Raw genomic sequence first — 13,879 nt, forward strand, 5'->3', positions numbered from 1 at the left:
GCATTTCACCATGAAGACCATTAAGAATAAGAAGTTAATTCGATAACTTGCTATGCCTTTGCAAAACATTTTTGCACTCCTTAAAGGTTACTCGAAGTCTATAGATAACCTATTGAAATATACCCATCGTAGATCAAAATTCGGCACCGGGGTGCCCGTCAAAGGACGCCGTGAATACGTCCATGTAGGCTCTATGCCAGCATCCATGCTGGCAAAGCCTTTGCCGAGCACCCCGGCGCCTCCTTAAGCATCGCCGAAATTTGAAGTGCGAAAGGTATACATCGCCGCCGACGCCTGTCAATCGAGCCACCGCCCCCCCCTCCCAACAGTTGTCGAAGTTATTTCATGCTCGTCCCTAAACAATAAATGCGTGGATACCATCAATGTTCAATAAAATGAGCCGGCGCTAAATCGATGAAACGTGAATATTACCGAGCGCAGAAAACCTATTGACATCGATACGACCGGAATTTTATTTATCATATCCCTAAAATAGAGCACGATAACTATTAACGCACAATTTTAGTGCGAATAAGTAACCATTTTATTTGTTCGGTCGCAGGCATGAATACTGCTTAGTAGATTATACCCATCGTGGATCAAAATTCGGCACCGGGGAGCCCGTCAAAGGACGCCGTGAATACCTCCATGTAGGCTCTATGCCAGCATCCATGCTGGCAAAGCCTTTGCCGAGCACCCCGGCACCTCCTTAAGCTTTGCCAAAATTTGAAGTACGAAAGGTATATAAGCAACAATGATTTTTAAACTTGCTTAAAATCGGAACCGCATATTCGATTTGGAGGGACGGGTTAAACAACCCGTCCCTCAGAGACGGAAAAGATAGTTAACTGAAACAGGTGAAAGCGTGGCAAAATCTCAATCCATTATTCAAGAATTCCCTTTTTGGTTCACGCAACGCGCGGAATCACGACTAATATTTCTTTACGGCGAAGAGCGTACGAAAGACTTAATGAACCGCTTACTCGACCGTATGCAGCATTTTTCGGTCCCGAAGGCACAACCTCTTCCCGAATATTGGAACGAGCAGGATGTCATTCTGATCACCTACGGCGATAACATCCGGCAAACCGACGCCAAACCCTTAGCGACGCTCTACGAATTTTCATTACTTCATCTAAAAGATTGCATCAATAGCATTCATGTTTTGCCTTATTTTCCGTTCAGCTCCGACGACGGCTTTGCAGTGATCGACTACAAAACGGTCGATCCGCAATTAGGCGACTGGCGCGACATCGAGCGTATTGCGCAAGACTTTAGCTTAATGACCGACTTGGTGATCAATCATGTTTCCCGCGAAAATCTTTGGTTTATCGATTATCTGAGTCATAAAAAACCGGCCTGCGATTATTTTATCGAATTGCCGGAAAATACCGATGTAAGTTCGGTCGTACGCCCGCGCAGCACGCCGGTACTAGTACCCGCGCATACCCACCAAGGCGTACGCTATGTTTGGGCGACATTCGGCGAAGACCAAATTGACGTCAACTTCGCTAATCCCGACGTGCTGTTCGAGTTTATCGACATTTTACTGCTGTATATCGAAAAAGGTTCTCGATTTATTCGACTGGATGCGGTCGCATTTCTGTGGAAAAAATTGGACACCCGCTGTATCAACTTGCGCGAAACGCACGAAGTCGTCAAATTATTACGCGACATTGTCGACCTTATTGCGCCCGACACGGTTCTTATCACCGAAACCAATGTACCGAACGGCGAAAACCTAAGCTATTTCGGCAACAGCGACGAAGCACACATGGTTTATCAATTCACGCTACCGCCGCTATTATTGCATGCTCTGTACCAGGGTAACTCGGATTACTTGACCCGTTGGGCCAAGGATATGCCACGTCCGCAAAAAAATTGCACCTATTTGAATTTTATTGCATCTCACGATGGCATTGGCCTGCGTCCGGCGGAAGGCATATTGCCTGAGCAGGAAGTCAAGGTTTTGGTCGATGCGATGCACGAATACGGCGGTTATGTCAGCACGCGCACCGGTTTGGACGGGCGTCCCGCACCTTACGAAATCAATATCGCGTTGTTCGACGCCCTTAAAGGTACGTCTTTGGGCCTCGATCAATGGCAGATCCAACGATTTATATGCGCGCATACCATCATGATATCGTTGCAGGGGATTCCGGCCATTTACATCAATAGCCTGATCGCAACCGCTAATGATTATCATGGCGTCGAGCAATCGGGCAAAACGCGATCGATCAACCGACATAAATGGGAATATAGCGAATTGATGGACTTGTTAAATAACCCTCATAGCCCAAATGCGATTATATTTCATGAATTCAAACGGTTACTCAGCATTCGAAGAAGGCAAGCCGCCTTTCATCCGGACTCGGCTCAGGAAACGCTAAGCGCCAGCCCAGCCTTGTTTTCATTTTGGCGCACTAGCCCGGATCATCGCCAACGCATCCTGGTCGTAAGCAATATTACGCCGCAACGACAAACCATGACATTGCCTAATCATCCCCGCCCCGAAGGGTCGGGATTGTGGCGAGATTTGATCGAGCGCACCGCCATCAACAAAAACACTGCCGAGTTGATTTTGTATCCTTACCAAACCGCCTGGCTCGAAGCCTTGGATTAGCAGTTGTTTCTGCAATTTCCAATTTGGGTATCCAAAAGAATGTGGGCTATGCTTGGCGAGGATGTCGGCAGTGGGACGGATACATGGCGTCCCTTGAAAGGCACCCCATTGCCGAATTTTAATTTACGAAAGATATCACGAAATCCTTACGGGCTTTAACCCTACTCAAATAGAGACCAAAAGAATATGACCAAAAATGTTACCCTAACCCGGTTCATCATCGAGCAACAACGCGAATTTCCTGGCGTTTCAGGAACGTTTACATTATTACTGAACGACATCGTCAAAGCTTGCAAACAGATATCTCACATGGTTAATCGAGGAGACTTAATCGGCGTTCTGGGCAGCGCGGATTCGGAAAACATTCAGGGCGAGGTACAGAAAAAACTGGACATCATCACCAACGATATCATGGTGGATTCGCTAATCTGGACGGGGCACCTATCAGGCATGGCTTCAGAGGAAGTCGACGACATCATCCGAATTCCCGATCATTATCCGCGCGGTAAATACCTAGCGCTATTCGATCCGCTGGACGGATCTTCCAACATCGACGTCAATTTGACCGTCGGAACCATTTTTTCCATTTTGCGCTATAACGGAACCGATGAACCGCAACTCAAAGACTTTTTACAAAAAGGCGGCGAACAAGTCTGCGCTGGCTTTGTGCTGTACGGCCCGTCGACGATGATGATCTTGACGACCGGTCATGGCGTCAACGGTTTTACGCTTGATCAGGACATCGGCGAGTTCATTCTGACGCATCCCAATATGACCATTCCAAGCGAAACCTCCGAATTCGCTATCAATATGTCGAACCAACAGTTTTGGGAAGCGCCGGTCAAGCGTTATATCGACGAATGCGTGGCAGGCGAAAATGGCCCGCGCGGCAAAAGCTTCAACATGCGCTGGGTAGCATCCTTGGTGGCCGAAGTTTTCCGGATTTTAACCCGAGGAGGCGTATTTTTATATCCCTATGATTTGCGCGATCCTGCTAAGCCAGGTAGATTGCGCTTGATGTATGAAGCCAATCCGGTCGCCTTTATCGTCGAACAAGCCGGCGGCGCCTGTTCAACAGGCCGGGAGCGCATGCTCGACGTTCAACCGAAGGGCCTGCATCAACGCGTTCCGTTAATTCTGGGTTCGAAAAGCGAAGTTGACCGGATTATCGAGTATCATCAGTCGTAGGATGCCACTGCGCATCCTAGTTGGGCGCTTAATCCGCGCGAAACGTATTGCTTACAGTACGCGAAGTATACCCATCGTAGATCGAAATTCGGCGCCGGGGTGTCCGTCAAAGGACGCCGTGAACCCAGCACCTAAATTATTTAAGATAGCTAACCATAGCCAATGGACTATGGAATTTAGGTGCTGGGTGAATACGTCCATATAGGCTCTATGCCAGCTCCATGCTGGCAAAGCCTTTGCGAGCGCCATGGATGGCGTGAATGTCGATTTTGCATTACGCCACGGATGGCGTGTATTAGGGCAATGCAGGAGCAATTGCCGAGGAGCAAAAATCGACCGAGCACCCCGGCGCCTCCTCGGGCACTGCCGAAATTTGAAGTGCGAAAGGTATATATTCCACCAAACATAAATTCAGGGGTAACTCATGTTAGAAGCACAGCAAAAAGCACCGGATTTCCAATCGGTTAATCAGTACGATCAGCCCGTCAGCCTGTCCGATTATCTCGGCAAAAAGAACGTGGTCCTTTATTTTTACCCTAAGGACGATACACCCGGCTGCACGATAGAAGCCAATGAATTTACTCAAAAGGCATCGGAATTCGCCGAATACGATACGGTCGTCATCGGCGTCAGCAAGGATAACTGCGAAAGCCATCGAGCATTTATCGACAAATTCGGTCTCAAGGTCGATTTACTGGCCGACACCAACGGAGAACTCTGCGAAAGTTACGGCGTCTGGCGCGAAAGAGAAAAAAACGGCGTCAAGAGCATGGCGATTTTCAGATCGACATTCATTATCGATAAGCAAGGCAATTTGGCCGATGTCGAATACGGAGTCAACCCCGAAGGCCATGCACAAACGGTGCTGGAGAAAGTTAAGAATCTTTGACCCAGGAAAAAGCACTTCTGCGAGACGGGTTAATTAACTCGTCTCCAACGTTTCGACTTGCTTCGGCTAGGGTGAAACGTTTCGGACGGGGTTATAAACCTATACGCATCAAGCTACTCCCTTTATACTCAAAAAATGGTTACCTTTATGAAGGTATGGGGTGTGGCTAGCGAGGATGTCGGCAGCAGGGCAGATTTTTGCTCCATGCAAAATCCGCATTCACGCCATCCCTGGCGTTCGATCGCTGCCGTCAAGCCCCATGGATGGGTTTACGGCGGTCCTTGATAGACACATCCCATACCTTTTATTCTTCGACGGTTTTTCGATCAAAAGGGAGTAAGGATTTCGTGAAAAATAACTTCCTGGAGCTATGAGTTTTGTAGCGGGTTCGGTAACTCGCTTGACAGGACGCCGTGAATACGTCCGTGTAGGCTTGACGGCGGCTTTCCCTGCCGCCGACACCTGTCAATCGAGCAACCGAACCTGCTTACCGTGCATTAAAAATAGGGAAGTACTTATGACCGAATCCTAAACATCGCTCTCCGCCGCAGCTAAATCGCTATTGGCAGGAAGGTCATGAGCGCCATTGTGACAAATCGCAGGGTTGGTTGATGTCGGCGTTACCGCAACCGTACCTGCGCTCAAACAAAGCGATGGGTTTCCGCTTCGCTGCTACCCATCCTACGGCTAAAGGATTTCGCCAGTCCATGGCGGGGGGACACGTTTTTTCCTTGAGTTGGCGCCCCCTCTTTCCTCTTTCCTCTTTCCTCTTTCCTCTTTCCCCTTGAACCTTAAACCTTAAACCTTAAACCTTAAACCTTAAACCTTTCACCTTTCCCCAATAAAACGTGCCAAACGCGCCATCGCTTCGCCCATTCTTTCAATCGACGTAGTATAAGCAAAGCGTATGAAACGCTCGGCTTGGTTAACACCAAAATCCTTGCCTGGCGTCACCGCAACGCCTTCGGATTCGAGTAAATCCAACGCGAAACGGTAACTGTCGTCGGTAAAACGCGAACAATCGGCATATATATAAAATGCGCCGTCCGGCTTGGCCGGGAGTTTAAATCCCAAATCGTGTAACCGTCCGTAGAGAAAATCTCTTCTTTTTTGAAACTCTAATCGGCGCTTTTCCAATTTTTCCAAAGTCGCGGTTTCAAATGCCGCCAATGCCGCATATTGCGAATGACTGGCCGTCGCGATAAAAATATTTTGCGCAAGCTTTTCGACTACCTCTGCATAAACTTCAGGCACGATCAACCAGCCGACCCGCCAACCGGTCATGCCGAAATATTTCGAAAAACTGTTAATCACAAAAACATCCGGACTGTACTGTAATGCGCTAACGGCATCGTTTCCGTCGTAAACCAGACCGTGATAAATTTCATCGGAATAAAACACGCCGTTACGCTCATCGACCGTCTCGATCGCTTGCCGCAAAATATCCGGAGCAATCACGGTACCGGTCGGATTCGACGGCGAGGCAATAACCGCGCCTTTGCAGTCGCTCGACCAATGTTTTTCGATCAACGCCGAATTCAATTGAAAATCGCTGCACGCATCGACCGGAATCGTTTGCGCTCGCCCCCCCAAAAACTTCACGAAATTACTATTGCACGGATAACAAGGATCGGACATCAGCACTTTTTCGCCGGCATTGAGACTCGCGCCCAAGGCCAGCAAAAAGGCGCCCGACGCCCCCGGCGTAATAAAAATTCGCCCGTCATCGACAGTCACGCCGTAGCGATCGCGATAAAATTTTGCAATCCTTGTCCGAAGCTCTGAAAGTCCGGCCGCAGGCGTGTATTTGACATTCCCCGCCTCAAGATAAGCAATCGATGCATCGGTGATGGTTCGCGGCGCCAAAAAATCAGGCTCGCCAATCTCCATATGAATGACATCCCTGCCCTGCCGTTCTAATTCCTTGGCACGATCTAAAATTGCCATGACATAAAAAGCGCTAATTGTTTCAGTTCGATCCGCCGGTTGTTTATTCATTTTTTCTTGGTTTATTACAAACCGACAAATAATATCAATAATTCTTGCTATGCGCTTCCCGTTCTGATAAAAATGCGCAGTTTTTTAATTGAATCTTCCCGGGAGTTAACGGATGAGCGATAGTAATAAAACTGATTCCTCACCTTTCAGTTTTAAACCTTATCAAGAAAAAGAGGGCGAAGAGTATATGAACGAAGCCCAGCTTCGTCATTTCGAAAGCATTCTGCGAAAATGGAAAGCCAATCTAATGGAGGAAGTGGATCGGACTGTGCATCATATGCAAGACGATGCCGCAAATTTCCCCGACCCTAATGATAGAGCCACGCAAGAGTCCGAGTTTAGCCTGGAATTGAGGACCCGCGACCGCGAACGCAAGCTGATTAGAAAAATCGATCAGGCGTTAAAGGATATTGAATCGGGCGATTACGGTTATTGCGAGTCTTGCGGCATTGAAATCGGCATCCGCCGACTGGAGGCCCGTCCTACCGCAACGATGTGCATCGATTGTAAAACACTCGACGAAATTCGGGAAAAGCAAATGGGATAACCCCGGCTTTCCCCGTTCTCACCCGCTATATCGGCCGGTTCGCACCTTCGCCTTCCGGCCCGCTTCATCTTGGCTCTCTTTATGCAGCCTTGGCAAGCTTTCTCGACGCTCGAAATCAAGAAGGACAATGGCTGGTTAGAATCGACGACATCGATACGCCGCGCAATGTCGCAGGTGCCGCCGACTCGATTCTCAAGACACTGGAAACATTCGGTCTAACCTGGAACGGCGATGTTTATTACCAAAGCCGCCATCTTGAACACTACCGCTACTACCTCGATCTATTAAAAGACCAAGAATTGCTTTATCCGTGCCTGTGCAGCCGTAAATCGCTCGCAGAGATAAAACATTCCGCAATTTATCCCGGATTGTGCCGACACCGAACTTTTCCGGAAAAGTCGCCTCATGCCGTTCGCATTAGGGTGGAGACTATCCATTCGACATTCAACGATCGCTTGCAGGGCACGCAGTCCGAAGATCTTGCCACCCAACACGGCGACTTTATCTTAAGAAGAAAAGATGCGATCTTTTCCTATCAATTCACGGTCGTCATCGACGATCATCTACAAGGCGTTACCGATATCGTTCGCGGTGTCGACCTACTGGACCCCACGATCAAACAGATCTATCTGCAACAAAAACTGGGCTTTACGCAACCGAGCTATATGCATGTTCCGTTAATTACCGACTCGCACGGCATCAAACTCAGCAAGCAATCGTTCGCTCGGCCTGTTGCTACCGACCATCCGTCGCGTGTTATATTTAGTTTGCTGGAATTACTGAAGCAAGCGCCGCCGCAAGAACTGGCCGATGCGTCTTTATCCGAAATATTGGACTGGGCCATCAGCCATTGGCAACCCGGGCATTTATCAACAATGACCGCTATTTGCCCCGCTGCCGACCTTGATGCCTCTTGTATTTAAAACGACTACCCTGTTTTATCTTTATGTATACTTCGCACGGTCACATTTGCGGCTTTCTAACGCGCTCTTTTGTCCGATAGCGGCGTTACCTACATGGATGTAGGTAAGGGGCGTGAGCAGGAGCGGAAGCTTGCGAAAACAGTTACATAGCTTGCTATGCGCCTGTTTTCGCGCCTTGCTACCGAACAAAATAGCATTGCCATAAAAGCCGAAAACATGACCGCGCGAAGTATATCAGGTGACGCTGAAAGAAGTGTGTGCGGCATGGATGCCGCGCTCAAGCCTACACGGACGTATTCACCCAGCACCTAAATTCCATAGCCCATTGGCCATAGTTAACTATCCTGGATAATTTAGGTACTGGGTTCACGGCGTCTTCCGGAAGCGTTACCTGATACGGGGCGGTAAATCGGTAAACAAAAAAACATAAGGACTCATCATGACTGAAGTGAAAACCTATCCTGTCGATCCCGAACTGTCAGCCCGAGCTCACATTACACCGGAACGCTATAAAACACTTTATCGACAATCGATCGATGAACCGGAATCCTTTTGGGCCGAACAAGCCGAACAATTTCTCGACTGGTTCAAGCCTTGGGATAAAGTCATGGATTACGACTATTCGAAAGGCTACATCCGCTGGTTCGAAGGCGGCGAACTCAATGTCAGCTACAATTGCTTGGACCGGCATTTAGCCACACGAGGCGACCAAACTGCGATTATCTGGGAAAGCGACGATCCCGCTCAAGACAAAAAAGTCAGTTACCGTGAATTGCACCGAGAAGTTTGCAAATTCGCCAATGTTCTAAAAAGCCAAGGCGTCAAAAAAGGCGACCGAGTCTGTATTTACCTGCCGATGATCGTCGAAGCGGCCGTCGCCACCCTGGCCTGTGCCCGAATCGGCGCAGTCCACTCCATCGTGTTCGGCGGTTTTTCGGCCGACTCTTTACGCGACCGCATACAAGACGCCGACTGCCACACTGTTATCTGCGCCGATGAAGGGCTTCGCGGCGGCAAAAAGATACCGCTCAAAACCAGTGTCGACCAGGCGATTTCACACTGCCCGAATGTCAAAACTGTCATCGTCATCAAAAACACCGGAAATGATATTCCGTGGACGCCGAAACGCGATATTTGGTATCACGAAGCGATGAAAACCGCATCGGACAACTGCCCGCCCGAGACCCTATCCGCCGAAGACCCGTTATTCATTCTTTACACATCGGGTTCTACCGGTAAACCGAAGGGCCTGCTGCACACCACGGGCGGATATTTATTATTCGCCGCGATGACGCATAAATATGTATTCGATTATCACGACGGCGATATTTATTGGTGCACCGCCGATATCGGCTGGGTCACCGGCCATTCTTACATCATTTACGGACCGCTCTGCAACGGCGCAACGACTTTGATGTTCGAAGGTATTCCGACCTACCCCGAGCCCGACCGATTTTGGCGCATCGTCGATAAACACCAAGTCAATATTTTTTATACCGCGCCAACTGCAATTCGCGCCTTGATGGCGCAAGGCAACGACTTTGTCAATCGCACCGACCGCAGCAGTTTAAGAATCCTCGGCACGGTCGGCGAACCGATCAACCCCGAAGCGTGGGAATGGTATTATCACATCGTCGGCAACGAACGCTGCCCTATCATGGATACTTGGTGGCAAACCGAAACCGGGGGCATTTTGATCACGCCGCTGCCCGGCGCCATAGCATTGAAACCGGGCTCGGCGACACTGCCGTTCTTCGGCGTTAAACCGGAAATTCTCGACAATGCCGGTAATGTACTCGAAGGCGAAGCTGAGGGGGTTCTAGTATTGAGCCGCCCGTGGCCGGGTCAGGCCAGAAGTATTTACGGCGATCACAACCGTTTTATCGACACCTATTTTAAAAATTTTCCGGGCTATTATTTTGCCGGCGACGGCGCTCGCCGCGACAGGGACGGTTATTACTGGATCACCGGCCGCGTCGATGATGTAATCAATGTTTCGGGCCATCGCATGGGGACCGCAGAAGTCGAAAGTGCGCTGGTCTTGCATGAAGACGTCGCCGAAGCCGCCGTGGTGGGCTACCCGCATCCTATCAAGGGCCAGGGCATTTATGCTTATGTCACGCTCAATTCCGGCGTTCACGCAAGCGAAGCTCTCAAGCAGGAATTGGTCGATCTGGTTAGAAAAGAAATCGGAGCCATCGCCCACCCCGATATCATTCAATGGGCACCGGGCCTTCCGAAAACGCGCTCAGGAAAAATCATGCGGCGTATTTTAAGAAAAGTCGCCTCGAACGAAATCGACAGCCTAGGCGATACCTCCACGCTGGCAGACCCATCGGTTGTAGATGAAATCATCGATCATAGAGCCAATAAATAACGACGACTTTTCGATCGAAAAACTGTAAATGAATAAAAGGTGAGTCAATTTTTTAGCATAAGGAAACACTGCCATTAAATGGTATTAAGAAGCAGAAACAACCCATCGGCATTTTTCTAAATTCACAGCCGCTATGGCAAATTGCCCGCTTTCAACTTAAAATGTAAACTATTTTCGCATTGGCTCTTCACGGTTAAACCGTGAAATATAAATAACGGATCATTGATGACTGACTATAAACTCACCCACCTCAAGCAGCTCGAAGCCGAAAGTATTCACATTATCCGTGAAGTGGCGGCCGAATTCGAACGCCCCGTCATGCTGTATTCGATCGGCAAGGATTCGGCCGTCATGCTGCAATTGGCTTTGAAAGCCTTTTATCCCGGCAAGCCTCCGTTTCCATTGATGCATATCGACACTACCTGGAAATTCCGGGAAATGATCGAGTTTCGCGACAAATTAGCGAAAGATTTAGGCCTGGAATTACTGGTTCACATCAATCAGGATGGCGTCGAACAAGGCATCGGACCTTTCACACACGGCAGCAAGAAGCACACCGAAGTGATGAAAACCGATTCGCTCAAACAAGCACTCAATAAATATAAGTTTGACGCGGCATTCGGCGGCGCTCGTCGCGACGAAGAAAAATCCCGTGCCAAGGAACGCGTCTATTCGTTCCGCGACAAGAACCATAGTTGGGATCCCAAAAATCAAAGACCCGAGCTTTGGAACATTTATAACGGCAGAATCGACAAAGGCGAAAGCATCCGCGTCTTTCCGTTGTCGAACTGGACCGAACTCGATATCTGGCAATACATTCATCTTGAAAACATCCCGATCGTACCGCTCTATTTCGCCAAGGAACGCCCTGTCGTCAACAAAGACGGCATGCTGATCATGGTCGATGACAACCGTATGCCGATAGGGCCTGAAGATAAAGTCGAAATGAAAAGGGTCCGATTTAGAACCTTAGGCTGCTATCCCTTGACCGGCGCAGTCGAATCGACCGCGACGACGCTACCCGAAATCATTCAGGAAATGCTGTTGACCACCAGTTCCGAACGTCAAGGACGGCTGATAGACTTCGACCAAGCCGGCTCGATGGAACAAAAAAAGCGCGAAGGGTATTTCTGAGAGGCAAGGAGAAAGACGAAAGATGAAAGGGAAAGAATCCTCAACCTTATCTCTTGCCCTTAAAACCCATGAGCTTTGAAGATTTAGTTGTATGGAAACGCGCGTGTAGGTTGTGTGTTAATGTTTATCGGCACCTCAAAGAATGCACAGACCTCGGTTTTAAAGACCAAATAACCCGTAGCGCGTTATCCATACCCTGCAACATAGCCGAAGGTTATGAACGAAACACCAACAAAGATGCTATAAAGTTCTTTTATTATGCAAAAGGCTCAGCAGGCGAATTGCGCACCCAAATTTATATTGGCATGGAAATCGGCTGTATCCACAAACAAACTGGATCAAGTTGGCTAGAAGAAGCCCAAGAAATATCGATGATGATATCCGGCCTAATCAAAGCCCGCTCAGCTTAACTCACGCATCCCAAACCTTATTCCTTGAACCTTATTCCTTGAACCTTATTCCTTGAACCTTGAACCTTGAACCTAACCCATGTCCCACCAATCAGAACTCATCAGCACCGATATCAACGCCTATTTGGCTCAACATGAACGCAAGGAGTTATTGCGTTTTTTAACCTGCGGCAATGTCGATGACGGCAAAAGCACGCTTATCGGCCGCTTGTTGCACGACTCAAAAATGATCTACGAAGATCAACTGGCCGCAGTAAAAGCGGACAGCGTCAAATCAGGCACCACCGGCGCCGGACAGATCGATTTAGCTTTGTTGGTCGACGGCTTGCAGGCCGAACGCGAACAAGGCATCACAATCGATGTCGCTTACCGTTATTTTTCCACCTCGACACGCAAATTCATTATCGCCGACACGCCGGGGCACGAGCAATACACGCGCAACATGGCGACCGGCGCATCGACCTGCGATTTGGCGATTATTTTGATCGATGCCCGCTATGGCGTGCAAACGCAAACCAAACGTCACAGTTTCATCGTTTCGTTACTCGGCATCAAACGGATTATCGTCGCTGTCAACAAAATGGATCTGATCGAATTCAGCGAAGAGAAATTCAATCAAATCAAAGAAGATTATCTGAATTTCGTCAAAGCCTTGGATCTGCAAGATATACGCTTCATTCCAATTTCGGCGCTGAACGGAGACAATGTCGTCAACCCCAGCGAAAGCATGCCGTGGTATACCGGCAAGCCGATGATGGAAACACTGAACACGATCGAAATCGCCTCCGATCGCAATTTCAGCGACGCGCGTTTCCCGGTGCAATACGTCAATCGACCCAATTTAGATTTCCGCGGTTTCTGCGGCACTGTTGCATCCGGAGTTTTCCACAAAGGCGATCGTATTACTGCGCTTCCCTCAGGAAAATCCAGCAAAATTAAATCCATCGTGACTTACGACGGCGAACTGGAACAAGTCTTCCCGCCGATGGCCGTTACCTTGACGCTCGAGGATGAAATCGACATCAGCCGTGGCGACATGATCATCAGCAAACAAACGGCATCGCCAACCATCGCCGACAAATTTAAAGCGATGATCGTCTGGATGACCGAAAAAGCTCTGACACCGGGCCGACAATACATTATCAAACTCGCGACGCGAACCGCTTCGGGATCGATATCGATGATTCATCACCGAGTCGATGTCAACACGCTGGAACATCACGATGCAAGCGAGCTCAATCTCAATGAAATCGGCCTATGCACGGTCAACCTAAACGCACCGGTCGTCTTCGACCCATACAAACGCAGCAAAGGCACCGGCTCGTTCATCGTCATCGACCGGCTAAGCAATGTCACGGTCGGCGCAGGAATGATCACCGATAATGCCGATGAATTCAATCTGCAACCGGTTTCACCGGAAGACCGCGCGGCACGATTCGGCCAAAAAGCCACCGTCATTTTACTAAAAGGCCATAAGGCACATGAAACGGCTTATTTGTTGGAAAGAAAGCTATTCGACAACGGTCATGCCGCAACGGTCGTCGAAACGCTGTTCAACGAACCGGACGAATTCGCTCAACTCATTAATAATGCCGGCTTGATTGCTCTATGCGTCGGTTTGAATTACGAAGCTGCCGACATTGAATTCGATAGCGAAACCGACTCGATCGATGATATTTATGCCGCATTAAAATCCGAAAAAGTTATATTTTAATGTCATATAACTTTCGCACTTCAAATTTCGGCAGTGCCTTAGGAGGCGCCGGGGTGCTCGGCAAAGGCTTTGCCAG

10 protein-coding genes are annotated in these 13,879 nt (G+C 48.9%); 9 read left to right on the forward strand and 1 reads right to left on the reverse strand.

The window, feature by feature from the left end; all coding sequences use genetic code 11:
• Positions 1-865 precede the first annotated feature (865 nt).
• From MEALZ_RS13900 to MEALZ_RS13910, 3 genes are all read left to right on the forward strand, one after another.
• Positions 866-2,623 carry a sugar phosphorylase gene (locus MEALZ_RS13900; RefSeq protein WP_014149288.1) on the forward strand — a complete coding sequence of 586 codons (1,758 nt, stop codon included), beginning with the start codon at positions 866-868 and terminating at the stop codon, positions 2,621-2,623.
• Positions 2,624-2,809: 186 nt separating this feature from the next.
• Positions 2,810-3,811, forward strand: a complete 1,002-nt coding sequence (locus tag MEALZ_RS13905; RefSeq protein WP_014149289.1) for a class 1 fructose-bisphosphatase — start codon at positions 2,810-2,812, stop codon at positions 3,809-3,811.
• Between the two features lie 424 nt (positions 3,812-4,235).
• Positions 4,236-4,700, forward strand: coding sequence for a peroxiredoxin (locus tag MEALZ_RS13910; protein ID WP_014149290.1), 465 nt, complete (start codon positions 4,236-4,238; stop codon positions 4,698-4,700).
• 828 nt (positions 4,701-5,528) lie between these two features.
• Here MEALZ_RS13910 and MEALZ_RS13915 read toward each other — a convergent pair.
• Positions 5,529-6,698 (reverse strand): aminotransferase class I/II-fold pyridoxal phosphate-dependent enzyme, encoded by a 1,170-nt coding sequence (locus MEALZ_RS13915; protein WP_014149291.1) that lies wholly within the window; start codon positions 6,696-6,698, stop codon positions 5,529-5,531.
• A 112-nt stretch (positions 6,699-6,810) separates the two neighbouring features.
• Here MEALZ_RS13915 and dksA point away from each other — a divergent pair, with 112 nt between their 5' ends.
• The 6 genes from dksA (at position 6,811) to cysN (ending at position 13,803) form a co-directional block, all read left to right on the forward strand.
• Entirely contained in the window at positions 6,811-7,245 is a 435-nt protein-coding gene (gene dksA / locus MEALZ_RS13920; protein WP_014149292.1) for an RNA polymerase-binding protein DksA, read from the forward strand.
• A 29-nt stretch (positions 7,246-7,274) separates the two neighbouring features.
• Complete coding sequence (gene gluQRS / locus MEALZ_RS13925; RefSeq protein ID WP_068794389.1) at positions 7,275-8,168, forward strand: tRNA glutamyl-Q(34) synthetase GluQRS; 894 nt, start codon at positions 7,275-7,277, stop codon at positions 8,166-8,168.
• Between the two features lie 439 nt (positions 8,169-8,607).
• Positions 8,608-10,545 carry an acetate--CoA ligase gene (gene acs, locus MEALZ_RS13930; protein ID WP_014149294.1) on the forward strand — a complete coding sequence of 646 codons (1,938 nt, stop codon included), beginning with the start codon at positions 8,608-8,610 and terminating at the stop codon, positions 10,543-10,545.
• Between the two features lie 225 nt (positions 10,546-10,770).
• Entirely contained in the window at positions 10,771-11,679 is a 909-nt protein-coding gene (gene cysD, locus MEALZ_RS13935) for a sulfate adenylyltransferase subunit CysD (protein ID WP_014149295.1), read from the forward strand.
• A 68-nt stretch (positions 11,680-11,747) separates the two neighbouring features.
• A complete protein-coding gene (locus tag MEALZ_RS13940; RefSeq protein WP_046061177.1) occupies positions 11,748-12,089 on the forward strand; it encodes a four helix bundle protein in 342 nt (113 codons plus the stop codon).
• A 79-nt stretch (positions 12,090-12,168) separates the two neighbouring features.
• On the forward strand, positions 12,169-13,803 hold the full coding sequence (gene cysN / locus MEALZ_RS13945; RefSeq protein ID WP_014149296.1) for a sulfate adenylyltransferase subunit CysN: 1,635 nt from the start codon (positions 12,169-12,171) through the stop codon (positions 13,801-13,803).
• The last annotated feature ends 76 nt before the right edge of the window (positions 13,804-13,879 follow it).

This window comes from Methylotuvimicrobium alcaliphilum 20Z (assembly GCF_000968535.2).
Taxonomy (GTDB): domain Bacteria; phylum Pseudomonadota; class Gammaproteobacteria; order Methylococcales; family Methylomonadaceae; genus Methylotuvimicrobium; species Methylotuvimicrobium alcaliphilum.

What these genes read in the sequence shown, in the direction of transcription:
- MEALZ_RS13905 (WP_014149289.1), top strand. Translation starts at nt 2,810, where the DNA reads ATGACCAAAAATGTTACCCTAACCCGGTTCATCATCGAGCAACAACGC.
- MEALZ_RS13910 (WP_014149290.1), top strand. Translation starts at nt 4,236, where the DNA reads ATGTTAGAAGCACAGCAAAAAGCACCGGATTTCCAATCGGTTAATCAG.
- MEALZ_RS13915 (WP_014149291.1), bottom strand. Translation starts at nt 6,698, where the DNA reads ATGAATAAACAACCGGCGGATCGAACTGAAACAATTAGCGCTTTTTAT.
- dksA (WP_014149292.1), top strand. Translation starts at nt 6,811, where the DNA reads ATGAGCGATAGTAATAAAACTGATTCCTCACCTTTCAGTTTTAAACCT.
- acs (WP_014149294.1), top strand. Translation starts at nt 8,608, where the DNA reads ATGACTGAAGTGAAAACCTATCCTGTCGATCCCGAACTGTCAGCCCGA.
- cysD (WP_014149295.1), top strand. Translation starts at nt 10,771, where the DNA reads ATGACTGACTATAAACTCACCCACCTCAAGCAGCTCGAAGCCGAAAGT.
- MEALZ_RS13940 (WP_046061177.1), top strand. Translation starts at nt 11,748, where the DNA reads ATGAGCTTTGAAGATTTAGTTGTATGGAAACGCGCGTGTAGGTTGTGT.
- cysN (WP_014149296.1), top strand. Translation starts at nt 12,169, where the DNA reads ATGTCCCACCAATCAGAACTCATCAGCACCGATATCAACGCCTATTTG.